Below are 22,026 nucleotides of genomic sequence, written 5' to 3'. Positions count from 1 at the left end.
GCATCCCGCCGACAGATTTTCGCGAACCCCACGCGAATCATCAACGGAGCCAAACAATTCCGACCGACCGGTGTTCCACTACGCAACTTGCCCCGCGGCCACCCCGATCACCGAAGCATCAATGCCCAATTCGCCACCAGCCGACCGAGGCACAGCCGCACCCTGCGGCCGTGCCCCGATAAGCCGTTCCGCCAGCCCGTGGTTACACCAGTTCGGGAACCCGCAAATGCGCCAATGCCAGCTCGAATTCGCGAACGTCGACAGCCTCGACGCGCGCCTGCCGAGCAGCATCCACCCGCAACGCGGCCGACGCCATCCGATTGCGTTCCATCGCCTCGGCACTGTCGTACACACTGCACGAGACGGCACGACCCGATGACCTGTTCACCATCAGGCTCGCACTGCAAAATCCATCGAGCTGCTGCTCCATCCCGGGCAACGTGTGCTCCCGATACACGTCGATCGCAGTGTCGATCCTGCTGGGATCGGTCTTCACCCAGGTGACCCGCGCACACGCACCCTCCGGCGTCATATGCGCCCGATGCATGGCCGCGATCTCCCATTCCTCGACCATCGGACTCCCCCCGAATATCTCCGCCGCCCGATCGCGAATCGCCATCACCGGCGCAGCGCTCGCCCTCATCGCCTCCTCGGTTTCCCACGAACTCGTCACAATGCACCGGCCCGTATGCCGATCAACCAGCAACGAAAGCCCGACACACCCGGGAATCTCCCCAATCCCCGGCATGACCTCGTCCCGCACATGCGCGATCCCGGATTCCAGAGCGGAGAGTTGCGCCTGAAGCGTGGTAGACCGTGCGTACACGATCCACCTCCTTTCTGCACAAAGGCAGCGCCCGGTAGCGCCACCGACGTCTTTCACAGTGCTCTATCCCGATCGCCACGGCAATAGCGGGTGGCTATTCCGCGGGAGTTGAACAGCTGAACGACTGCCGAGTCGCCGGCGAGAAATCGCACGTCTACGGGCGAACTCAGCGGATCAGCCCCACCGGATCTCGAGCAGGTCATCGGGTCCACGGTCGATATGGGTGTGGAACCGGCGGCTGATGCGAGTGAGCGTTTTACCCAGCCAATCGGCATCGGCCCGGGATGCATGTTCGAGCCGTATGCGGCGAATCCGCATGGGCAACATCCGGATTCCGGTCGGCTGCCCGCCGGGCTCGACCGAAACCAGGCAGAGCAGCCGCAGTTCGGGACGGTAGGACCCATATCCGGAGATGCCCTCGTAGTCGTCTATGACATCACCGCAACCGTAGAAAATCGGTCGGCCATGGTAGATCTCGACAGGGCGAGGATGATGCGATGAATGCCCGTGCACGATATCGACGCCGGCGTCGATGAGCCGGTGCGCGAACTGGATTTCGCTTCGCCCGATCCCGTAGCCCCAGTTCGGGCCCCAATGCACGGACACGATCAGAATATCGCCGGGATGCTTGTGCGCGACCACCTGCGCCGCGACATCGTCGGCGACACGGCCCGCCGGATCACCGAACAGCCACACTCCCGGCCGATCGTGCTGAGCTTCCCACGTCGGCGGGACGCCGCTGCTGGTGCTGGCGACCGACACGATGACCACCCGCCGCCCGGAGGCCGGCTCCACCACCACCGGGCTGCAAGCCGCGTCGATGCTCGTTCCCGCCCCGGCTGCGCGGATGCCCACCGCGTCGAGCGCGTCAAGCGTGTCGAGCAGACCGCGGTTTCCGAAATCGAGGATGTGATTGTTGGCCAACGCGCACGCATCGGGCCGAAACGCTTTCAGCGTCGCGATATTGGCGGGGTTCATCCGATAGTGGATGCCCTTGGCGGGCGCGAATACGCCGTCGCGGGTGATCGTGGTTTCGAGGTTTATCAGCCGGACCTCGGGCGCCAGTTCGTCGAGCAGCGGCCCGACGTCACCCCACGGCCAGTCGAAACCGACCGGGTGCGGTATCGGCCCGTTCGCCTTCTCGGCCAACTCGACGTACCGGCGGGCGTCCTCGACCCAGAATTCATGCAACTGCGGATCACCTGGATGCGGCAGGATCTGGTCGACGCCACGACCGAGCATCACATCACCGCCGAGCACCACGGTGACCGGACTCTGTTGCGATGGATTACTCGTCTGCGTCATCGATTCGCCCCCAGAACAAGACCTGCCCGAGAGCGGTCTGCCTGTCTGTGACGACGGGGTGTAATGGCCATTCTAGCGGCGGGGATACCGCTCCGATGACCTTCGCTTCTGGGCAGGGTCGGGGCGAAAGCGCAGAATCTATGTATCGCACGAATCGATTCGCCTGAATAGCAGCGGCTTATCGGGCCGCATGAGCGGAAGGCATCGTTATGAAGGTCCGAAGTGATTCATTCGACGCTGATACGCGCATTCCGGGCACGTTCGCCTACGGCGTACCGGATACCGGGCACCATGTCCGGGCAGGCGCCAATCGCAACCCGCATCTGGCGTGGGATGAGGTGCCGCCGGGAACACGATCCTTCGCGGTAGTGTGCTGCGACCCCGACGTACCCCGCACCCGCTCGAACGTGAACATCGAGGGGCGAACGGTGCCGGAGGAATTGCCGCGCAACGACTTCTACCATTTGGTACTGTTCGATATCCCACCCGACGTGCGGCAGATCGCCGCAGGCAGCCTCCAGTCCACACACGGCCCGGCTGCGCCCCATGACGCGCGGTACGGCCTCAACGACTTCAGCAGTGCGGGAAACGATCATTACGGCTACGACGGCCCCTGCCCGCCCTGGAACGACCAGCGCATCCATCACTACGTGTTCACCGTCAGCGCCCTGGATGTCGAACGGCTGCCGCTGCGACAGGCGGTGACCGGGAAACAGCTACGCCAAGCGATGACCGGCCACGTCCTGGGGCAAGCCGACCTCGTCGGCACCTACACGCTCAACTCCGCCCTGAGCCCGAACTGAGCGGGACAAGCGGATGTCATACCGAAGCGACCGCCGGTTCCAAGCTCGGAATGGAGGGCCGCGGGGAGGAGCGCTGTGGACGGCCGCCGTTTTGCTGGACGACCAGGCGTTGTGATGGCCGATCAGGGCAGCCGAATCTTGTGCTCATGGTTCGCGACAGCTTCCTGGAGCCGGAACCGCGACAGTGTGTGCGGCCCGCACTCGCAGGAAGCGGGCAACGTGTCATCGACATACCCATCACCGGCAAGCAGGTCCGTGAACCGGGTGCCATGCCCGTGGGGGTTGTGCGCAGCATCGACGAAATCACGCGACCCATGCGCGTGCGGCCCGGTCGCCGACTGATACACCGCGCCGGCCGGTGTATCGAACACCGCCGCCACACGGTGACCACAACCGCACCGTACCTGCGTCAACGTATGCCCCGCCCGGTCCGTCAGCGAGTCCAGCGTGTTCTGGGCCAGCCGGCGTCGTTCCGGTGCGGTCAGATTCGAAACTTTTGCCATCAATCCACGATCACCTTCGAAGGTCTCAGCAGCAAGACCCAAATGCCGAGAGAAGGGACGATCGGCCCGCTTTCTCCTGTGACGCCGCTTGCTCCGAACCACGTCTGTTCGAAAGCCCCTTCGTCATTTTCATACGCGCCGCTATGAGGAACTGACCAGGGAAAGCGAGCCTGTACATCGACCAGCACCCAGCTGTCGCAGCCTGTGCTCGAGCGCCCGCTCTTCGCGACGAGAGTTCGTCTCACAAGTCCCGTCCGTCGCCCCTCCCGGCACTGCCGAGGATGACGGTCGGCGACATAGCGGCGGTGGCGTTTCCACACCGTCTGCCAGGGCCCGAAGTGCTCGGGCAGGGCCCGCCACGGCAGGCTGGTCCGCAACCGGTACAGCATCCCTTCCACGATCAAGGACCGCCGCCACCTTCGCGCAACTATCATCCCCGTCCGGCGCTCGCCGACTTCCTGCTGCGCAGCGAGTCCGTGGCGTCCTCCAAGATCGAGCACATCGATGCGGGCTGGCGAGCCTTCGGCCAGGCTGTCGCGGGGCGATTACACGCCGATCAACGCGATGCACGTCCCACCCCCGCCCGACCTGGTCGCCGATCTGATCACCGATCTGCTGGCCTTCGCCAACAGGGATGACCTGCCGATCCTCGCGCAGCCGCGATCGCACATGCCCAGTTCGAATCCATCCACCCGTTCACCGACGGCAACGGCCGCATCGGGCGGGCTCTGATCAGCGCCATCCTGCGCCGCCGCGGACTCACCCGCCGCGTGACAGTCCCTCTGGCATCGGTGATGCTCGCCGATACCGGCCGATACTTCATGCACCTCAACCGTTTTCGCGACGGCAATGTCGATGGCTTCGTCGAGTACTTGGCGTTCGGCGCCATCTACGCCAGCGAGGCCGCGCAGGATTCCGCCATGGCCCTTTCCGACCTGCCACAGCGCTGGCGAGACCTCGCCCGCCCCCGCGCGAACTCTGCGGACGAGACCCTGCTGACCGGTCTGCTCGATACCCCGATCTTCAACGCTGACACCGCACAACGAATCACCGGCACCACCGAAGCCAGCACTTACCGAGCGCTGGCCAGACTGACCGACGCCGGCATCCTGGAGCTGCTCTCGGAGAGCAAGCGAAATCGCATCTGGGCCGCAACCGATGTCCTGGCCGAACTGGACGCACTGACCGCGGCCATCGGGCACCGGACGATCGGAAACCTGTGAACTGCCTTTCCTGTTTCCACGCCCCCGACCGCTGTGGTCGGGGGCGATGATTACGACGCTGCGCGCAGAACCTTGCACTCCACGAGGGCCGAGGCGAGTGCGACCTTTTCTTCGTCGTGCAGGCCACCCGGCAATTCGCGGACGTAGAAAGCGCCTGTGCGCGCGATGAATTCGAGCGCATCCCGCGCCAAATCGCTGACGGCGAACAACGACTCGCCGCCCGAGTCCAGCAGCTCAACCATGTCATCGGCGGCGCGCACGGTCAGCGGTCCGGACCAGCGGCTGAACAGACGCCGGTCCAGGGTCACGGAGTTCTCGTCGAACCAAACGTCGGGAAGCGGTTCGGCGAAGAGCTCCTGATACCGAGTGGCGAACTGCGCGAACGAAGTCTTCTCGGTCGGCCGGGGGAATTCGACCTCCGGGGCGTTACTCGGGCTGTGTGGGACGTAGCGCCCGAAAAAGCGCTGGCAGAACTCGGTGTACTGGCGGGTGAACAGGATGAACTGGTGCCAGGTTTCGTCGACCCGCAGCGAGTACATGCTCCAGACGCGGTCCTGATCCAGATTGCAGAGCAGCAGATATCTCTTCACCTCGCGGAACAGCTCTTCGCCCTCCGCCGCGGTCTCGACAACACAGTTCTTGATCAGCTTCTCGATGAGGTAAGGCGCCTCGTAGCCGAGCGCATCGGCCATGCGCGGGCTCGCTTCTTGCCGCAGTGCATCCGCGATTGTCATCAAGCCTCCCTTGTGAACAGTCCGGAATCTTCGAGAGCCTCCGCGATCAGGATGCGTTCCCCGTCGGTGATGCGGCCTGGAAGATCCCGTGCGTCGAACACCGGTTCTTTGGCCGCGTAGGCGATCGCGTCAGCCGCCACGATGTCCATGGCGAGATCTTCGACCGGTCCCGCGGTCGTCTCGGTCATCAATGCCACCATGTCGCCGACGATCCGACGGCTCAGCATCAAATCGGGGTGAGTACGACGCAGGACATACGCGCCGGGTTCGTCCAATGCCGTTGTGCGACCACGAGTCCGCGCCGCGAGCTTCCGCGTCGAGTGAGACCCGAGTGCGGCGCATTCATCGAGAAGCCTCTGCACGCCGGCGACATTCATCCCGGCGAGCGCGCGGGCGAGCACGTGCACCCGCTGGGTTCGTGCTCGCGTTGCGACCACCCTGGCATACGGATGCGTCGATGGAGGCATGCGACGCCGCCGGGGGGACGTGAGTCCGGCCACGAGTTCGGCGCAATTCTCCGTCGGTTCACTGACCCTCGAGCTGCTGACATGAAGTGAAACCGACCAGTCGGCGGAGGTATTGATGGGAGCATGGATGCTCGGCTCGTAGATGTAGCCGACCCTGCCGGCCTCTGCGGAGAAGTGGTTCTTCGGTACGAGTTCGCGCCGTCGGTACGATTCGGCGCGGTCGAAAGTGTGAACCTCGAGCTCGTTATGGCATACCGCCGTGATGGTCCAGGTGGTGTGTTCGTGCGGTCCAGGTGTACCGCCCGGCGGCCAATAACCGAACTCGAACCTGATGCCCAGATCGGGGATCGTGAGGAATGGCGTGAGTCCGCGAGGGAACTCGGTCGCCCTGATCAAATTCAGTTCCAGCGCAATGCAGTCCGCGAGGAATTCGTTGTCTACGACTGCCGACTGGATCGTCGAACGGGCCGCGAGCACGGCATTCCGATCCGGCTGAGATTGCTCGCCGACAAAGGGAAACTCGATCGCCGCGAACTCTGTGCGGACGTCGTCGAGCTTCATTGCGGCTTGCACTGCGACGTGCAGATGCTGCAGCTACACCACGAGAGGCAATCCATGCACACGGACATGCAGTCCGCCGCGTGTTTCGTCCGCATCTGCATGCGAAGCCGGCCCTTCATCACCTCGTGCATGCTGCCGGGTCCCGAGGTGGGTGCGGTATCGGCCTCGGTCCGGCGAACGGAAATCTGTGCATCGTCCTTGATCCACAGAACACTCGCGCCCAAGGTGGACCGCGGCACCTCCATGGCGTGGAGAATATCGTCACGCAAGATGTCGACCGAGTCGCCGAGACGGCGCAGATCCTGATACAGCGTAACGTACCGCTCGTCATTCGAAGGCCCGATGAATCCTTCCAGCACCCTCGCGTTCTCGACGCCACGGGCGAGCAGTTCGGCGACCAGAGGATTTTCACGGATTTCCGGTTGCTTACCATGAGATTTGGCCACGAATCCTCCCGAGAATCGGCACGGAAACGGCATCGAAACTGCCCGATTCTATGCGCGCCCGCGCCGTATTCAACGCGAGGCGCGCCGCGAAATATATCGACGCGCGTGGTAGGAACGCGGTGACATCGGCACCTCCGATTACCCTCTGTTTTCAATGAAGGGAGAGTGCCGTGACGGATTTACGTCTCCTCGAGGCGACAGGTTCACCCGTTGGCCAACTGTTCGCTAGGTCTGATCAGGCGGCAGCGCTGTCGTGGGGGAATGCGCCGTCGCAATTCACAGTGTCCGAAGAGTTTCGACGTGCTCTCACGGTCGACGAGGTCGAGACATGGGTGGACTGCAGCCTTCTTCAACATCCGTTCTTCAAGGTCTTCCTGGACGGCATGCAGGTGCCCATTCGCCTCGTGGCGTCACCGAGATCAGTTGCAGGGCAATCGGTCAACGGATTCATCGATTCCGACAAGACTCGTGACGTCTTCACGCAGGGTGGAACACTGATGCTGTGCAATATGCACGAGTGGCACCCACCCTGCCGTGACCTCTGCAAAACATTGACCGAATTACTGGTCGCCGAGGTGAAGGCAACAGCCTTTTACAGCCCGGCAGGCTGCCAAGGCCTACTCACCCATCGCGACGACGCGCACGTATTCGTGGCACAGCTCGACGGCGAGAAGCGGTGGTCCGTCTTCGACCTTCCGTCCGACCCCCGATCGCGCAGGAACGGCCCCGTAGATCCGGCAGAGTGCGGCCAGGAGCAGGTAGTGACCCTCCGCCCCGGCGACGGCCTGTACCTTCCCCCGTACGCACCCCATCACGCACGCGCGCAGCCGACATCGAGCTCTTTGCACCTTTCCATTCACATCCGCGAGCCGCGCGGCCGCGACGTAGTGGACACCGCAATTGACGAGGTATTACCCGCTGAGATGCAGCGAGCGGAACTCTCCGGAAACGCGGATGCACGCGCCGCCAAAGTCAGCGACATCCTGACCTTCGTCGCACAACGGCTCACACAACTCGACCCCGCGGACGTGGTGGCGGCGATCGAAGAACGGGTGACAGGCCGGTAAGCGAGAACGACTGAACTAAGGCTCCACCACACATGGTCCCGAAGAGATCAAGTCGCGCGAAATTGCGTCGCGCCGTGGCCAAATCAAGTGCGCGTGTTCGACACCGGCACGCCAATCCGGCCTCGATGCCACGAGCCCGCTGCGCCGGACGGATGCGCGCCCCGATGATCCCTTCGCCACCAAGACCCAAGCACCACCGGAACATGGTCGCCGGGTTCGCGCGTCACCATGTGTGCGAGCCCGGCACACCCCTTGTCGGCCCCAGGATTACGGTTGCGCGACCAGCGCTTTGCCACCCGCGATCAACACGGATTCGGCAGTCAGTGGTTCGTCGTTATGGAAGTAGACCTTTCCGATGGATCCGGCAGACTGCTGCACAGCCTGCACCGGCCGCGACTTCGCTCCGGATTCATCCCTGATGAAGAGAAAGTAGCTCACCGCTGCCCGATCATCGTCGGGCACCGGTGGCAGGCCTTTCCAGCAGCTCTCGGTGGTATGCGCGATCGAATTCAATTCGGCGTCCTTGGTGCCGGCCTGGACATTGACCATCCGGGTCCAGTCGTCGGACCATCCGGCGGCGCGAGTGATGTCGATGAACCGAACGGGCCCAGGGCGAGTCGCGATATTCTCCAACTCATTTCGCAGACGCGTACCCGACCCCAGGGCCTCGCCGTTGTGGGCCAGATCGAATCCATCGCAGGTCGGCTTGCTCTCCGCATGAGTTCCGGTGAGAGAACAGCCGCTGAGGATCGCTGCCACCACGGCGACACACGATATGAATCGGATCTTGCGCATCGTCCTCACTTCTTCCCCGGCAGCGGTACGTACGCGTCTGTCGGCAGGCCCTGCATCTTCGGGTCGGGGATCTGATTGCTCCACGTGATCTGCGGGCTGGCGTCTGGGTTCGATCGCCCGATGATGATCAGCTTCCCATCGTCGATGGCCTGCGACACCTTGGCTCTCAACTCCTCAGGCGATGCGTGGGGGTTGTCCGCCCCGATCTGCCTGCCAATGCTGTTGTTGTACAAGTCCATCGCTTCGCGTGGACCCTGCTGGCCTCCGACTCGCTCGTGCGCCGTCGTGTACTCCTTAGCGAAGTCTTCGCCGAACCGGCTGGTGAGCAGAGCGTTCCAGTAGGTATGACGAAACGCGTCGCCCTGACCGTCGTTGAGCGTCTGTCCCTGGCCGAGACTTTCACCGAACTTGCTCTGTTTCGCGGCATCGTTCGCTTCCGACTTGATGTCGTAGAAGTCGATCAGCGCCTTAGCACCGTGCGTCGCAAGCAAATTCGACAGAGCTTCCCTCTCGGATTTCGTCATCGCCTGGGGCACGAAGTCGGGGTTGACAGACCGGATGATGTCCAGAACGGTGCCACTCGGCCAGACCACCATCTCATCCGGGTTCACCTGATTCTCGAGCAGGATGCGCGCCAGCTCCGGATCGGTCGGGATATTCGCCATCCCGAGTTTCACCGACTCCGTGAGATTTTCCAACACTCCCGAGATGGCCGCGATCTTGGCGTCCTCCACCATGATGTTGTCCAGCGCCTCCCGGAACATCTGGGTCAGAATGCGCCGTTCCAGCTCTTTCGCCGCGATGGCGCCCTCCGGGTGCCACCAGTTGCTCTTCGCCGTTTCCCAATTGGACTTCCGGGAGAGCACCTCACCGTCGTCCTTGTAGAAGAGGTCCCATTTCGAGGCCGCGGTCTTGGCGACCGCCACTTGGATCTTCGCGATCTCCACCTGGAAGGTATTGCAGATCGGGGTAATCCTGTTCGCAAGTGCCGCATAGACATCCACGGTCGCGAGGGTGTCGGTCTTATCCGTGGCCCCACGAGCGCGCGCCGCTTCGCCGCCCGCACCAACGAAGTATCCGTCGGACTTGGCGATGAGGCCCGCCGCCGACACCGCTTCGGCCTCGATTCCCGGTCCAACCTTCGTCAAGGTGTCGACAACATCGCGCAAATGCTTCAAATTCCAGCCGAGCACCATCGGCACGGTCAAAGCCGTCTTGTCCGTCATCGCGGTCGGGCCTTGTCGATATCACGCGCATTGGTGTTGTCCACACCCTCGAACGTGTTGGCTGCCGCGTCCGTCAGATCGGCGATAGCCCGCAACCGACCGACGTGATACTTCAACACCGTATCCAGGGTCTTGAGTGTTTCCTCGACGGAGATGGCGATCTGCGAGCCCTCCATACCGGTCACACCTTGCTTCAGACCACGAGCGGACTCACGACTGTCCTGCGCGACCGGAGCCTTCCCCGCGATCGTGTCAGCGCGTTGTCGGACATCTGTCGCGAGCTGCCGCATGCGCGCCAGATCGGCTTCCACCATGACAGCTCAGCCTTCACATCGAGAAGGTAATGGGGGTGGGACCGAGTTCACCCGGATCCTCCCACTCGGGTGATGCCGCCGGTGCCGAGACCGCAGGTCCCGCGACTGCTTCGCGGTACGCCTGCTCAGCCGCGTTCGCGGCATGCTCACACGCCTGCCGGTGCAGGGTTGCGATAACCGTCGCCAGCCGTGCGGGGTCGCTGCTCATGGCGTGCGGCGCGATTCGAAGATCGGTGATCATCTTGTAAGCGTCGACTTCCAGGACCACCAAGCCACCGTTGGACTGGGCGAGTCCCCGCACCTTACCGACCGCGGCATCGATCAATGCCGCACGGTCCGCGAGCCGCTCGTCCTCGTTCATCCTCCCCCTCCAGGTTGAACTACCAGCTATCCGAATCGTCCCTCTCGCCAACGCTACTGGCCGCACGCACGCTACCGCAAACGATCGGACGGCCGGCTACCGCGGCAACGGAGGGCCGTTGAAAACGGGCATCAGTCGAATAGTGCCGATCCGGGTACATGGTTGAAAATCCAGCAAGGGCAGGAGCGGACCAGAATGGCACTGCCTAACAGCACTCTGTACTTAACAGGTTGTGATTGCGAGGTGCGGTAATTCGACCAACTCGACGCAGGTTCGCGTCGGAGCTCGACGCCGCCGTGGACAGTCCGCAGCTGCTGGATCTCGACCCGACCTTGCCAATCCATGCAACCCCTCCGAGACTTCCCGCGATACTGGCACAGCGCCACTGGACACGAAATCCGAGCAGATACAGGCGTGGCCGCCTGTCTGCCGTCGAATGGGTGCTGGAGTTCGGGAAGTCTCCGGGCCGAAAACCGCCTTTTCACCGATCGAGCAGCCTCGCGAACCACGCATCAGCGTGGGGACATGCGCCACGCAACTGGGCGACCCCCAGCTCCCCGATGGCCAGCGGGCCGTCCAGGGTCTTGACGTATCCAGGAAGGTGACTCAGCAGTCTTTTCGACGGTGCCGTCGCCGGACCGTCGTTCACCAATTCCGGGCCACCTGCCAGCTCGATGCCGCGGCGCAGCTTCTCGGCCAGACGCTGATCGCCGTACAGTTCGGCGAGCTGGTCTGCGGCGGCGAGCACCCCTGTCTCGAGTTCATGCAGGATCAGGTGGGGTAGGAACCGCTCATCACCGAAATGATCGACTAGGCAGCGCTCGACGTGGGCGACACGCTCGTGGGGCGAGCCGTCCGGTCGGGTCGCCATGCCGGGTGTGTCGGCCAGCAACCCGTAGTAGTCCAACATGGTCGTCAGGACTCGAAGATCACTGCTGTTCAACAGCTTCCGAATCTCACCCGCGAGTTTCGCCCAACTACTCACCCCGCCCGAAAAGGCTGGTCCCACTGCGGGCCGTTTGGTCTTGACGATGGACATGCTGACCCACAGCCCGCGGCGTCCAGATCGGGAGCCAGCACGTCCCGCACGACGGTTTCCTCGGTTTGGCCTTCGACCAGGATGTGCAGTCGCCCACGTGGTTCAGCCATCACGTCCCGTGCCGGTCGGCCGGCCGCCGATCAGGTTCTTCTCCCACAGCTCGCCGAGGGAATAGTCCTGTAGCCAGTCCCCAAGCTCCTCCGGATCCGGACGGGTGAACACGGATTCGCCGCCACGCCGCTCCACGATGATGAGATCCTCGAGCGACATCTGGTTCATCAGGGTGACCGATTGGGTGGCGATCAGGACCTGACTGTGGACCGAGGCCTGCCGCAGCAATCCGGCCAGCGCGACAATGGCATACGGGTGCAGACCCAGCTCCGGCTCGTCGAGCACCACAAGCATCGGCAGGCGCGGGTGCAGCAGCAAGGTTGTCAGGCAGACGAAGCGGAGAGTGCCGTCCGACATCTGGTTGGCGGAGAACACGGCGTCGGAATCGGTCTCTCGCCACCGCAGGCGAATCCGACCACCGGACTCCGGCTGCAACACGAAATCCCGGAAGAACGGTGCGACCTGACAGATGCCGCCGACGATCCGGCGATATGAGGCGGGATGGCTGTCCTGGAGATCGAGCAACACCGCCGCCAGATTGCCGGCATCGCGGCGCAGCGCGAGGTTGTCGCCGACGTCGACGAACTGTTTGACCGGTGCGGTGGCACTGGTGTCGTGGAAGTGGAAGACCCGGCAGCCTTCGAGGACCCGCGAGACGTGCGCAGCGATGCGATTGGATTCCTGCGACTCCGGCAACCGTGATTCGCGCTGCCCTCGACCGAGCGACTTGTCGTAGGGCCGGTCGTAGCCATCGGCCTGATACGAGACCCATTCCTGCCCGAAGATGAGTTCATCATTGGCCGCCGGAATCAATTCCGCCACATAGCGATTGGGGTCAGAGCGCACCTCTGGCCTGATCCCCTCGGTGTCCCTCTGCCTGCGCGATAACGCCGATGCCCCGCCGTTCATACCGACGAACAGCCCGAGTTCACCATCGACGATCCGCCCCAGCATCTCGAACGCGTGGACCAGGTTGCTCTTCCCGGCGCCATTGGCCCCGACCAGCACATTGAGCCGACCGAGCGGAATCGTCGCCGAGCGAATCGAGGTGAACCCCTCCACCTTGATCGCATCGAGCTGGCGTTCGGTCATGGCCTAAACTCCACGGTCCGCCATCGACAACAATGGCCGACGGCCCGCCGAGGGACCGCACTGAGGACCCGGATGGGCATCGACCACGTCCGCAGGCGCACGCGGAGCTGACTCCGAGAACCGGGTCTCGTCGGCCGTCAGCCCGCCGCTGAGACCCCGAGCCCCGCCTGCCCAGCCCGCTTCCGGCTCTCCCGAACGACAACGTTCCCGCTGCCCGTGTACTCGACCCGCTCGAAAGTGGCGAAGCCCAGCTCGTTGAGTGCCTTCAGAGCCGCATGTGAGTTGTAGTTGTTCACCGATCCCGTAGTACTTGCAATCCCGGTCGCGAGAGTAATGAGCTGAATCGGCGGCCAGAGCGTGTCGTTGACCATGACCGCGTAGGTCTGGATCCGTTCCGGCTGACGGTCACGGGTCGCCAGGAAGATCTGATCATCGGCCAGCGGGACCGACGCGCCATTGATCGTCAGGGCGGTAGTTCGAGTCATGATCGAGCATCATGCCAGATGAAAACAAAGGCATATGACTGTATCCACCAGTGACGCAACAGTTTCCAGACCTTGATCCTTCCGTTGAGGACGCGGTCCACTCCACCCTTTGCCCGTCGTCCTGGTAGCGCATCGCCCAATAATTCTGTAACACAGACTATTTCGGTCTATGGACCACCAGTTCCGCACCGACCGATCGTGCCACTCCCCACGGGAACAGTGGTTTCTCTGCGGGGCCGCAGCCATACTGAGGATTCGCTCGGGGGCGGTTCGGGCGAGCGATGCGGAAGCTGGGGTACCTATGTCCGACATGCGATTCGAGAAGCGTCAGTACTGGATCAATGATCAACTGGCCGCGTTTCCGGCGTTGTCTGGACCGCATCGCCTGCTGCTTTCGGTGCCTCTCATGCGGAGCGGCTGGCATGTGCTGATCGATGAGGCCGATCCGTTTCCGCCCTCGGGCAGGGTCGGGGCGTTCGCCGTTGGGCCGACCGGCGCGTTCGCCTTCGTCTTCACGGATGCCGTTCCCGAGGGGTCGAGCCTGCGGCAGCTCCAGTCGCGCGCGGAGGAGGTGTTCGCGAACCTCACCGCGGACCGGAATCGGTATGTGCCGCATATGATCGAGCTGCTGTTCCTCACCGAGCGGGCGGCCCGGCAGTCGTCAGCTGGCGAACCCTGCCTACTCGATCCCGCTACGCTGCCACGTCATCTCTTCGGTGGCGCAGCACAACTGACGCGTCAGCGTGCTCGCGATATCGCTTTCAGCGTGGCGGGCAGGGACGGCCGATTCCAGCTGATCTCGAGTGATGACGCGCCGGCCCCCGGCAAGGCCGGCGAGGACGGGCTTTTCGAGCCTGCGGAGTTGCGCGGCGACGAGCGCACCCGGATGCTGCAACGACCGTTCAAGGACTGGATGACCTTCCTGGACCCGGACCAGCTGGAGCTCGTGCACAAGAATTTTCGCGGTCCGGCTCGGTTCAGTGGGCCCGCCGGAACCGGGAAGTCGATCGTCGCCGTCCACCGCATGGCCCGGTTCGCGAAGAATCATCCCGGCCGAATGCTGTTCACCAGCTTCGTGAAGACCTTGCCCACCTATCACGAGTCGGGGTTTCGGCAGCTCGCGCCCCACGCGGGGGATCGCGCGCAGTTCGTCGGCCTGCACGCCTGGGCGAAGGGATTTCTTCGTGGACGCGGCATCGTCATCGAGCCGGAGGAAGGGTTGATCGAGGACGCGTTCAGTCGAGCCTGGCGCGGCCCGGCGCGAGACCATCTGGCCCCCCTGCATCCGAGCCCCGTCTATTGGAAGGACGAGATCCACCGGATCATCAAGGGCCGCGGCATCACCGACCTTCAGACCTACAAGCGTGTCGACCGCGCGCAGCGCTACGGCGTCAAGCTGGACGGTCCGCGCCGAGAAATCGTGTGGAACGAGTTGTTCAAGCCCTACCAGGAAACGCTTGCCGAACGCGGCCACAGCGACTTCCACGATCTCATCACCCGCGCCACGGACGAGTTGCGGGTCGCCCCACTCGATGACCCCTACGGTCTGGTCGTGGTCGACGAAGTACAGGACTTCACCTACGTCGAGGTGCGCCTCGCGCATCAGATCGCCGGCGGCAGCGCCGACTCCCCGCTGCTGCTGGTCGGTGACGGCCAGCAGCAGGTGTATCCGGGCGGATGGCGACTACGCGACGCGGGCATTCCGATCGTCGGCCGTGGCGCCAAACTCAAGATCAACTACCGCAACCGCGAGGCGGTGCTGAACTTCGCTCGGGAGGTGAACGCACTCAATACCGTTGACGACCTGGACGGCGAGCCGGGATTCGTCCTGCGCGACAGCAAAACGGTGCTGCCGGGCGGATCGGCCAGCGCGGAGACCGTCTCCTCCCTCGACGCCGCGGAACAGCGCCTGCTGGCCCGAATCCGCGACTGCGGTTTCGCACCGGGCGACATCGCGGTTATCGCCACCACCCGCAACGACGCAAGCCGCATCCGTAAACTACTGGACCGCAATGACCTTCGAACAATCTCGCTGGAACACTACGATGCCACTGACGACACCCACATCAAGGTCGGGACGGTCCACCGCTCCAAGGGCATGGACTTCGCGGCCGTCATGCACATCGTCCGCGAATCGGCCCTGCCCGACGACACGGAACTAGCGGCACGCCAGATCATGGTGGCCCGCAGCCGTGCACGGGATTACGTGTGGGAGTGCAGAATCCGGTAGTGAACCGGTCTGGATGAGCCGAAACACGCTCACCCATCGGCGACTCTGACCCGGAGCGCGCCCAGCGCTTGTTCGCATGGCAAACGACTAGGAGACCGCCGTCCTGATCGTCGGTGGCCACACCTTCGACAACACCAAGCGGTGGCTGCGAGATGTAGCTCGCGCCCGCCCCTTTGTCACGGAGTCTTCCGAATTGCGGCGTGTCGCAACAGATATCGACATACCGAGCAAGCTGAAGCGCCAGGCCAGCTCTCCCGCCGGGCCGAGCGGCCGATCGAGGTCAGCGAACTCGGCGGGAAAGGTTCACGTAGCCCCGTTCGCCCCAGCGGACGGGATCCTGCTACACACAAGACATGACCATCCAACGCCTCCAGCTGCTGGTCGCCGATTTCGCCGCCCGCCGCGAATGGGAGCGATTCCATACGCCCAAGAACCTGGTGATGGCGTTGACCGGGGAAGTCGGTGAGCTCTCGGAGTTGTTCCAATGGCTGACCGAACAGGAGAGCTCGGACATCTGTCAGGACCCCGGCCAGCGCGCGCGGGTGGAGGAGGAGATCGCGGATGTTTTCATTTATCTGTTGCGCCTGGCGGATGTGCTCGGAGTCGACCTCGACGCCGCGGTCGAAGCGAATGTGCGCAGAAACGAGGAGCGTTACCCGGCGGCTGTGGTGAAGGGCCGGGCGGTGAAGTACACCGAACTTCACCAGCCCTGAACCAGCCCGCTTCACTTGGCCATTCGCTCCAAGAACTCTTGGGTCTCGGGATCGGTGGAGTGGACGCAGACGCCCTGCATGCCACGCGTCAGCAGGACCTTGTAGGTATTGCGGATCAGCCCCATGAAATGCAGCGCCGTGGCCCGCTTCACCGCGGGGTCGTGGGAGAACTGCTGACGTGCTTCCCATCGATCGCCACGACGCACGAAGTCGGGTCCGAAGACGACTCCCGCCCAGTCATATTCGAACCCCTGCGCGGTGTACACACAGCCGACCTGACCGAAGCCCCGGTCATCGGAGGCCCAGAAGTCCGAGATCGGCGCGTCGGGTACTCGTTTGCCGTCCTTCGCGTTCCATGGCCGCTTCCAATCGCCGATCTCCACATCGTCGACAAGTCGCCGCCCGGTAGGCGTATCCACCGGATCGCTCCAGCGCCAGCAATATCCGGCCGCGATGCGCGCCGTCCCCTGCTCGCGGTCTCGTTGGGTCATCAACCAGGCTTCCAACGCCGAGGGTGAGTCCGCGCTCGTGACCCGGAATTCGTCGTCGCTCCCGGCGGTCAGCGCACTCCAGGCGACCGGAGGCTGTTGATCAAGCCCCAGCAGCCGCGCCACCCAGGTATCGAAGACTTCCGATCCGCCACACCGGAATTGGCCGTCGAGCCGCACCACCTCGAGATCGCAGCCGGCGGCCGTCGCGGCGGCGGAGATCTCGGCGAGCGAGCCCATCTCGCCGGGCCGCACGATCTGGTTCTCGTCGAGCAGGAAGACCGGCACCCACGCGACGTCGATGAGCTCGTCGATCTGACGCCGGGCCTGCGCTCGTCGCTCCGCCGACGTCCACCGATTCACGCTGGTCTCGCGAATCCTGTGCGCCTCATCGCAGATGATCACATCCAGATCGCGCGGCCCCGCCCCGACGTAGTTGTTGAAGTACTTGAACAGGTCCTGCACCCGCTTGTCGCGGAGGCCGGCCACCTTTCGCATGGTCTGCGTGAACGCCTTGGACCCGGTCGCGTGATGCACGGTGCGTCCCTTGCGGGCGAGTTCACCGAGCAGGCTCAGCGCGATAACGCTCTTGCCCGATCCGGGCCCACCCAACACTACGACGACGGTCTGGGTGCGCGCGGCGCGCGCTTTGCCGACGGCCTGCACCACGATCTCGTAGGCGACCCGCTGCTCGTCGAGCAGCACGAATTGCTCGCGTTCCTGGATCTCCTTGGCCGCGAGGGTGAGCAGCGCCTTGCTGGGCGCGTGGTGGAACCCGAGGAAGTCGTCAGCGGCTGCACGCGCGTGGTCACGGCCCGCATCGACGGACAGCAACCCGCGTAGGCGATCGACCAGGGCTCCCCGATCGTCCATGGTGAACATCTGCCCGTAGTCATTGACCGGATACTTCAGCAGTGAGGGAATGTCCGAGGCACGCGCGTTGTGCAGATAGGCGATGCCGTGGACGCTGCCCGGCCGATCGGCGAGCGCGGGCGTGGCGTCGACCAGGTACTGGCAGTAGGCACGTACCTGCTCGGCCGGATGCAGAACCGGGTTCGCGTACGCCGCCACCGAAACCAGGTCCGCGGCAATGAGTTCGGCTTTGGACCACTGCTTCAGCTCGACGAGCACATAGCTGGCCGCACCGGTCCGCGGATGCACGCCGCACAACACCACGTCGACCCGCTTGGGACTGTGGGGCAGTCGGTGCTCGAGCAGCACCTCGACATCACCGAGCCCGCCGTCGACCAGGTCGGAGAGCAATTGCGGCAGGCTGCGCAGCCATGACCTCACCTCGCCCGCCGCGACCTTCTGGCCCCACTGGTGGCCGGCCTGCTCGACCAGCTGCTCCACGAGTTGATCGGTCTGCGCATCGCTGAGCAGTTTACGGGCGCTCCCCCGGACCAGTGTCACCTTGTATTCCCCACTCGGGCACGCGAAATCGGCGTGCGGGTGGGGGCAGCGACGAAGGTGACTTCGGTGCCCGGCGGGCCGCGACGATCACAGTATCGGAGGGCCCCGACATATCCCGGCATCCACGGTCAATGGCGTGGTCATGGCGACGGCAGCTCGCCGCGTCCCTACACGCACGCTCCTCGATGCCCAGAAATGCCAGCAAGCGGTATGTACGAAGGGGGGTGCAGTCGCTGGTGCAGAGAAGGGCGTTGGTGACGGTCAGTTGCTAGGGGCGCGGTCGGTGGGGGTCAGTAGTTGACGTGGGGTGTCGGGCCAACGGGTGTTGCCGGGAGGTGTTCGCCTATGAACTCTGGGTGGAGGGGGGTTGGTTCGTAGAAGGTGAGGGCGGGGTCGAGGGCAGGAGGGTCACCTTGGCGGGGTCGAGAGGGGTGACCGACAGGAGCTCTTGGACGACGGATTCGGGTTTGGGGGTCGGGTTACGGGCTACGAGAGCGGTGCCAGGGTGGCTTGGCCAGCCGGGGTGGATGAAGGCGATTTCGGTGCCTGAGTTCAGGCGGAGGAGGAGAAGTTCGCGGGTGTAGCCGGGTGGCTTTTTGAAGGGCCTTTGAAGAAGGGGCTGGAGGTCGGGCCAGGGGAGGTCGATTCTTGCTATCGGGGGGAGGTGGACGAACTCTTGCCAGCGGTCGATGGGGATTTCTCGGTATGGGCGGGCGGGCCAGGGGCGCATGGTGTCCAGGGCCGTGATCACGTTGGTGAGGAAGGTTCGTTTGTCGGCTTCCGAGAACGGGGATTGGACGACGGTGTCGAGGGCGGCGCCGGAGTCGAGGGCTTGGGTCAGGTCGCGGTAGTGGTCTTCGATGGTGAGGTCCCACAGGGTGTTTCGCACCAGCCATTCGGCGGTGTGGTGGGCTTCAGGGACGTCCAGGGACTGGGCGAATTGGGTGCGGTAGAGGACTGCGGTGACGGTGGCTCGCCAGGGTTCGGTCATGGTGGGTCCTCTCGGGCTACTTGGAGGCTCGCAGGGAAATGGCGGCGGGGTCGATGCGGAGGCCTTCGGTGCGGAGTTGGTCGATCACCTGAGTCGAGAACTTTTGGGCGGGGCGGTAGTGGCCGCTGGCGTCGGTGAGGAGGCGGAGTTCGCCGTTCACCACCTCGATTTCGCCTGCACCGGCTACGGGGGCGCCGGACAAGAAGCTGGAGTGGTGGAATTCGCCGGGGGCGTGGTACTTCGAGGCGTAGAGGGCGCCGTTCTCGTCCATGACGAAGATGGCTCTTCCGTCGTGGAATGCTGTGGTCGAGGTGGTGGTGTCGAAGAGGGTGCCTCGGGCGTCGTAGAGCTTGCCGTCTCGGATGAAGAGTTGGAAGTCGTGGCGTTCCTCGGGGGTGAGGTAACGGACGGATTGGCCTGGCCAGATTGGGTTTCCGGGGAGGCTTTCGCCTTTGTAGAGGGGGTTCATCGGGGTGGTTTTGAGTTTAGGGACGGAACCTGTTCGGCGGCCGAAGACTGCCAGTCTCGCTGCGGCCTCCTGGACCCACTTCGCGACCTTGGCCGCGAGGGCTCGGACTCGGTCGGCCAGGATGCCGACGACACGCGCGGATTCCCTTGCCTTGGTGGCCAAGCCGGCGATGATCGACGCAATGCGGGCTGCTTTGACGGCTACGCGGGCGGCCCAGGCGGTATTGCCGATGTATTCGGACAGGCCCGCGGTGACTGGAGCCAACAACGCCAAGCCGACTTCTACCGCGGCGGTTTCGAGGCCCAGGTCTTTCAGTTCTTCGAGGATTTGGTGGTGGGCCTCGTCGAGGTGGTGGGCGTAGTCGCCACAGGCGGTGCCGATCTCGGTGCTGATAGCGGCGAGGTCGGTCAGGTCTGATTGGCGGGAGCGGGCGGCCTCGATGGCTGCCGGGATTTCCTCGGACTGCTGGTTGGCGAGGAGGTCGATGGCCTTCGGGATCGTGTCGGCCAGGGTGTGGAAGTTCGTGGCCGTGGTGGACCAGGCGGACTGGGCGGCAAGGAGTTCGGACTGGTGGCCGTTGGGCCACATCGCGCCGACGGCGTCCTTGATGATCGACCAGCCGAAGGGTTCGGGGATGCCGTCGCCGGCCGCGGAAGGAGCCTCGTCGGGGAGACAGGACTGCGGGGTCAGGGCGGGTGGTGGAGGGGGTTCCACCTCGTTGTGGTCGGCCGCGGACTCCCCTGCCTGGTGGTTGTAGGCACCGACCACGATCAGGTCTCGGACTTGTGCCGCGGCGGCGGCCAGTTGGGCGGAGGCTTGCAGGGCCGAGTTCGCGGCTTGGTCGTAGGCGGCGGACCATTCTTGGCCGATGGTGTCGCTGCCGGCCATGCCGACGTTCGCGCGGAGGACGGTGAGCAGGCCGGAGTGGGTTTCGATCGCGTCGGAGTTGAGGGTCCCGAAAACCTCTCCGGCGGAGCTGTATTCGCCTGAGCGGCAGACGATCAGCGGGACCGTGGGAGGTGGGCTCATGGCCACATGGACGCGTTGGTGGATCCCACCGTTCCGTAGGCCGTGTGGGCGGCGGAGAGTTTCTCACGGAGGGCGCGCAGGGCCTCGCGCAGGAGGGCGGCTGCGGCTACCCGGTCGTCATGGGCGGCGCGGTGGGCCGTGGCGGCTTCGCCGGACCAGTCCATGTGGAGGTCGGCGACGCACTTTTCGATCGCGGCTATTCGGGCCTCGATCGAGGATTCCAGTTTGGCTGTGCCGTCGATCAGTTGTTGCAGACCACCCAGGTCGACCCGATAGTCCGCCACTAGACCACCTCGGGCAGGTCAAGACCCGAGCCAGCTTGGGTGACCGCCTCCGCTCGGTAGTGGTCGGTGTGGGTGTGTTCCGCGGCTACCCGGCGGAGGAGGGAAGCGTCGGTGGCGAAGGAGGTGAGAATCCGGTGGGCGCCGGATTCCCAATCGGTCCACGGGGTCTCGTGTGAGGCCGCGGCGTCACCTTGCCAGTCGCCGCCCAGGAATGAGCGGACCAGCCGCATGTGTGCGGTCAGGTCGTCCACGAGGTCCTGGGCCGCGCGGTCCAGCCAATCCGCGGCCGCTCGCATCGCGGCCGCGTCGATCTTCAGTATCCCCACCATCCGCACGAAGGTAGTGACGGAAGGGCTTGGCGGAGGGTGAGATTCGAACTTCGCGCACTCGGGGTGTGGCTAGCCCGCGTGCATCCACTCGGAAGTGAAGCGGGGGCGCGGGCGGTGGTAGGAGAGGATCGAGGTGGGAGTGATGTGGCGGCGGATGATGACCTCGAGGGCCTGCGGGAAAGTCGGGGCTACGAGGTCGAGGGAGAGGACGCCGTCGGAGACGATGCGGCCGTCGTCGAGCATCAGGAGGAAGGTGGTGCCGGCGGTGTTGGCGGCCAGGGGGGTCATGCGGTGGCCCAGGGCGCGTTCGAAATCGGCGTAGCGGTCGTACATGCCGTTGGCTACGTCGACCGGGTCGAAGAACAGCGGGGTCGCGGACCAGAGGGCTCCGGGGAGCTCCGGGGGTTGAAGCGTCAGTCTGCCGAAACTTTGAAGGATGTTCGCAGCGTGGCGGGGGACATGGAAGCCCTCGGCTTCCAGCTGGTCGGTCCAGTCGGTGATGTCGATACGACGGGAAGGGGTCCAGCCCGCTGCGGTGAGGGCTCGGGACGTCACTGGATTCGGCCAAAAGTAGCGCATAGTGGATATTCGGCGCTGGAAGTTCTTGGGCACGTATCGATTTGATCGAGATACGCCAAAGGCCCCCAGCAGATGCTGGGGGCCTTCGCGAATGATGTTCCGGCGGTGTCCTACTCTCCCACACCCTGTCGAGTGCAGTACCA

General features: G+C 64.2%; 23 protein-coding genes and 2 pseudogenes. 5 read left to right on the top strand and 20 right to left on the bottom strand.

Annotated features, from left to right (window positions below):
* Nucleotides 1-202: 202 nt before the first annotated feature.
* Nucleotides 203-826 carry a hypothetical protein gene (locus tag ABZ382_RS27915; protein ID WP_357094743.1) on the bottom strand — a complete coding sequence of 208 codons (624 nt, stop codon included), beginning with the start codon at nt 824-826 and terminating at the stop codon, nt 203-205.
* Between the two features lie 174 nt (nt 827-1,000).
* Nucleotides 1,001-2,131, bottom strand: a complete 1,131-nt coding sequence (locus ABZ382_RS27910) for a CapA family protein (RefSeq protein WP_357094740.1) — start codon at nt 2,129-2,131, stop codon at nt 1,001-1,003.
* A 209-nt stretch (nt 2,132-2,340) separates the two neighbouring features.
* Here ABZ382_RS27910 and ABZ382_RS27905 point away from each other — a divergent pair, with 209 nt between their 5' ends.
* The gene (locus ABZ382_RS27905; protein ID WP_357094737.1) at nt 2,341-2,934 is read left to right on the top strand and encodes a YbhB/YbcL family Raf kinase inhibitor-like protein; all 594 of its coding nucleotides are present in this window, start codon (nt 2,341-2,343) and stop codon (nt 2,932-2,934) included.
* Nucleotides 2,935-3,056: 122 nt separating this feature from the next.
* On the opposite strand, the gene ABZ382_RS27900 is transcribed toward ABZ382_RS27905, so the two are convergent.
* Together ABZ382_RS27900 and ABZ382_RS27895 are read right to left on the bottom strand one after the other, a co-directional pair.
* A complete protein-coding gene (locus ABZ382_RS27900; protein ID WP_357094734.1) occupies nt 3,057-3,437 on the bottom strand; it encodes a hypothetical protein in 381 nt (126 codons plus the stop codon).
* 296 nt (nt 3,438-3,733) lie between these two features.
* A pseudogene (locus ABZ382_RS27895) lies at nt 3,734-3,871 on the bottom strand (transposase); the annotation flags it as partial.
* Nucleotides 3,872-3,883: 12 nt separating this feature from the next.
* Here ABZ382_RS27895 and ABZ382_RS27890 point away from each other — a divergent pair.
* Nucleotides 3,884-4,660, top strand: a pseudogene (locus tag ABZ382_RS27890) (Fic family protein); the annotation flags it as partial.
* 50 nt (nt 4,661-4,710) lie between these two features.
* Here ABZ382_RS27890 and ABZ382_RS27885 read toward each other — a convergent pair.
* The 3 genes from ABZ382_RS27885 to ABZ382_RS27875 are packed head-to-tail and all read right to left on the bottom strand — an operon-like array spanning nt 4,711 to nt 6,868.
* On the bottom strand, nt 4,711-5,394 hold the full coding sequence (locus tag ABZ382_RS27885) for a hypothetical protein (protein WP_357094732.1): 684 nt from the start codon (nt 5,392-5,394) through the stop codon (nt 4,711-4,713).
* Nucleotides 5,394-6,422: a hypothetical protein gene (locus ABZ382_RS27880; protein WP_357094729.1), complete on the bottom strand. Its 1,029-nt coding sequence runs from the start codon at nt 6,420-6,422 to the stop codon at nt 5,394-5,396. Before ABZ382_RS27880 ends, ABZ382_RS27885 begins: the two co-directional genes overlap by 1 nt.
* A complete protein-coding gene (locus ABZ382_RS27875; RefSeq protein WP_357094726.1) occupies nt 6,419-6,868 on the bottom strand; it encodes a hypothetical protein in 450 nt (149 codons plus the stop codon). Before ABZ382_RS27875 ends, ABZ382_RS27880 begins: the two co-directional genes overlap by 4 nt.
* A gap of 170 nt (nt 6,869-7,038) precedes the next feature.
* On the opposite strand from ABZ382_RS27875, the gene ABZ382_RS27870 reads away from it, so the two are divergent.
* Complete coding sequence (locus ABZ382_RS27870; protein ID WP_357094723.1) at nt 7,039-7,935, top strand: cupin domain-containing protein; 897 nt, start codon at nt 7,039-7,041, stop codon at nt 7,933-7,935.
* A gap of 267 nt (nt 7,936-8,202) precedes the next feature.
* Here ABZ382_RS27870 and ABZ382_RS27865 read toward each other — a convergent pair whose 3' ends face one another.
* From ABZ382_RS27865 to ABZ382_RS27835, 7 genes are all read right to left on the bottom strand, one after another.
* Nucleotides 8,203-8,730: a hypothetical protein gene (locus ABZ382_RS27865; RefSeq protein WP_357094720.1), complete on the bottom strand. Its 528-nt coding sequence runs from the start codon at nt 8,728-8,730 to the stop codon at nt 8,203-8,205.
* Nucleotides 8,731-8,735: 5 nt separating this feature from the next.
* Nucleotides 8,736-9,956, bottom strand: a complete 1,221-nt coding sequence (locus ABZ382_RS27860; RefSeq protein WP_357094717.1) for a hypothetical protein — start codon at nt 9,954-9,956, stop codon at nt 8,736-8,738.
* Nucleotides 9,953-10,270: a type VII secretion target gene (locus tag ABZ382_RS27855; protein WP_357094714.1), complete on the bottom strand. Its 318-nt coding sequence runs from the start codon at nt 10,268-10,270 to the stop codon at nt 9,953-9,955. Before ABZ382_RS27855 ends, ABZ382_RS27860 begins: the two co-directional genes overlap by 4 nt.
* Nucleotides 10,271-10,283: 13 nt before the next feature.
* The gene (locus ABZ382_RS27850; RefSeq protein ID WP_357094711.1) at nt 10,284-10,631 is read right to left on the bottom strand and encodes a YbaB/EbfC family nucleoid-associated protein; all 348 of its coding nucleotides are present in this window, start codon (nt 10,629-10,631) and stop codon (nt 10,284-10,286) included.
* Nucleotides 10,632-11,112: 481 nt separating this feature from the next.
* Nucleotides 11,113-11,670, bottom strand: coding sequence for a DUF4276 family protein (locus ABZ382_RS27845; RefSeq protein WP_357094709.1), 558 nt, complete (start codon nt 11,668-11,670; stop codon nt 11,113-11,115).
* A 102-nt stretch (nt 11,671-11,772) separates the two neighbouring features.
* Nucleotides 11,773-12,873, bottom strand: coding sequence for an AAA family ATPase (locus tag ABZ382_RS27840; protein WP_357094706.1), 1,101 nt, complete (start codon nt 12,871-12,873; stop codon nt 11,773-11,775).
* Nucleotides 12,874-13,010: 137 nt separating this feature from the next.
* Entirely contained in the window at nt 13,011-13,358 is a 348-nt protein-coding gene (locus tag ABZ382_RS27835) for a hypothetical protein (RefSeq protein WP_357094703.1), read from the bottom strand.
* A 301-nt stretch (nt 13,359-13,659) separates the two neighbouring features.
* Between ABZ382_RS27835 and ABZ382_RS27830 the strand changes: the two genes are divergently transcribed.
* Both ABZ382_RS27830 and ABZ382_RS27825 read left to right on the top strand, forming a co-directional pair.
* Complete coding sequence (locus ABZ382_RS27830) at nt 13,660-15,588, top strand: UvrD-helicase domain-containing protein (protein ID WP_357094700.1); 1,929 nt, start codon at nt 13,660-13,662, stop codon at nt 15,586-15,588.
* Nucleotides 15,589-15,941: 353 nt separating this feature from the next.
* Nucleotides 15,942-16,301, top strand: a complete 360-nt coding sequence (locus ABZ382_RS27825; RefSeq protein ID WP_357094699.1) for a nucleotide pyrophosphohydrolase — start codon at nt 15,942-15,944, stop codon at nt 16,299-16,301.
* A gap of 11 nt (nt 16,302-16,312) precedes the next feature.
* On the opposite strand, the gene ABZ382_RS27820 is transcribed toward ABZ382_RS27825, so the two are convergent.
* From ABZ382_RS27820 to ABZ382_RS27795, 6 genes are all read right to left on the bottom strand, one after another.
* On the bottom strand, nt 16,313-18,202 hold the full coding sequence (locus ABZ382_RS27820) for a DUF2075 domain-containing protein (RefSeq protein ID WP_357094696.1): 1,890 nt from the start codon (nt 18,200-18,202) through the stop codon (nt 16,313-16,315).
* A gap of 343 nt (nt 18,203-18,545) precedes the next feature.
* The gene (locus tag ABZ382_RS27815; protein ID WP_357094693.1) at nt 18,546-19,193 is read right to left on the bottom strand and encodes a hypothetical protein; all 648 of its coding nucleotides are present in this window, start codon (nt 19,191-19,193) and stop codon (nt 18,546-18,548) included.
* Nucleotides 19,194-19,209: 16 nt separating this feature from the next.
* Nucleotides 19,210-20,691, bottom strand: coding sequence for a hypothetical protein (locus ABZ382_RS27810; RefSeq protein WP_357094690.1), 1,482 nt, complete (start codon nt 20,689-20,691; stop codon nt 19,210-19,212).
* Entirely contained in the window at nt 20,688-20,975 is a 288-nt protein-coding gene (locus ABZ382_RS27805; protein WP_357094687.1) for a WXG100 family type VII secretion target, read from the bottom strand. The genes ABZ382_RS27810 and ABZ382_RS27805 overlap by 4 nt, the downstream gene beginning before the upstream one ends.
* A complete protein-coding gene (locus ABZ382_RS27800) occupies nt 20,975-21,304 on the bottom strand; it encodes a WXG100 family type VII secretion target (RefSeq protein ID WP_357094685.1) in 330 nt (109 codons plus the stop codon). The genes ABZ382_RS27805 and ABZ382_RS27800 overlap by 1 nt, the downstream gene beginning before the upstream one ends.
* Nucleotides 21,305-21,373: 69 nt before the next feature.
* Nucleotides 21,374-21,859, bottom strand: coding sequence for an SUKH-3 domain-containing protein (locus ABZ382_RS27795; RefSeq protein ID WP_357094683.1), 486 nt, complete (start codon nt 21,857-21,859; stop codon nt 21,374-21,376).
* Between the last annotated feature and the right edge of the window lie 167 nt (nt 21,860-22,026).

Source organism: Nocardia sp. NPDC005825 (genome assembly GCF_040630175.1).
Taxonomy (GTDB): Bacteria; Actinomycetota; Actinomycetes; order Mycobacteriales; family Mycobacteriaceae; genus Nocardia.
Note: the sequence above shows the minus strand (reverse complement) of the source record. Positions and strands in the feature narration are given on the sequence as shown.

Bases quoted from the DNA above. Each gene is read 5' to 3' on its own strand.
- ABZ382_RS27840 (WP_357094706.1), bottom strand. From the start codon at position 12,873: ATGACCGAACGCCAGCTCGATGCGATCAAGGTGGAGGGGTTCACCTCG.
- ABZ382_RS27835 (WP_357094703.1), bottom strand. From the start codon at position 13,358: ATGACTCGAACTACCGCCCTGACGATCAATGGCGCGTCGGTCCCGCTG.
- ABZ382_RS27880 (WP_357094729.1), bottom strand. From the start codon at position 6,422: ATGAAGCTCGACGACGTCCGCACAGAGTTCGCGGCGATCGAGTTTCCC.
- ABZ382_RS27800 (WP_357094685.1), bottom strand. From the start codon at position 21,304: ATGGTGGGGATACTGAAGATCGACGCGGCCGCGATGCGAGCGGCCGCG.
- ABZ382_RS27900 (WP_357094734.1), bottom strand. From the start codon at position 3,437: ATGGCAAAAGTTTCGAATCTGACCGCACCGGAACGACGCCGGCTGGCC.
- ABZ382_RS27865 (WP_357094720.1), bottom strand. From the start codon at position 8,730: ATGCGCAAGATCCGATTCATATCGTGTGTCGCCGTGGTGGCAGCGATC.
- ABZ382_RS27830 (WP_357094700.1), top strand. From the start codon at position 13,660: ATGTCCGACATGCGATTCGAGAAGCGTCAGTACTGGATCAATGATCAA.
- ABZ382_RS27885 (WP_357094732.1), bottom strand. From the start codon at position 5,394: ATGACAATCGCGGATGCACTGCGGCAAGAAGCGAGCCCGCGCATGGCC.
- ABZ382_RS27815 (WP_357094693.1), bottom strand. From the start codon at position 19,193: ATGACCGAACCCTGGCGAGCCACCGTCACCGCAGTCCTCTACCGCACC.
- ABZ382_RS27850 (WP_357094711.1), bottom strand. From the start codon at position 10,631: ATGAACGAGGACGAGCGGCTCGCGGACCGTGCGGCATTGATCGATGCC.
- ABZ382_RS27855 (WP_357094714.1), bottom strand. From the start codon at position 10,270: ATGGTGGAAGCCGATCTGGCGCGCATGCGGCAGCTCGCGACAGATGTC.
- ABZ382_RS27845 (WP_357094709.1), bottom strand. From the start codon at position 11,670: ATGTCCATCGTCAAGACCAAACGGCCCGCAGTGGGACCAGCCTTTTCG.
- ABZ382_RS27905 (WP_357094737.1), top strand. From the start codon at position 2,341: ATGAAGGTCCGAAGTGATTCATTCGACGCTGATACGCGCATTCCGGGC.
- ABZ382_RS27825 (WP_357094699.1), top strand. From the start codon at position 15,942: ATGACCATCCAACGCCTCCAGCTGCTGGTCGCCGATTTCGCCGCCCGC.
- ABZ382_RS27860 (WP_357094717.1), bottom strand. From the start codon at position 9,956: ATGACGGACAAGACGGCTTTGACCGTGCCGATGGTGCTCGGCTGGAAT.
- ABZ382_RS27910 (WP_357094740.1), bottom strand. From the start codon at position 2,131: ATGACGCAGACGAGTAATCCATCGCAACAGAGTCCGGTCACCGTGGTG.
- ABZ382_RS27810 (WP_357094690.1), bottom strand. From the start codon at position 20,691: ATGAGCCCACCTCCCACGGTCCCGCTGATCGTCTGCCGCTCAGGCGAA.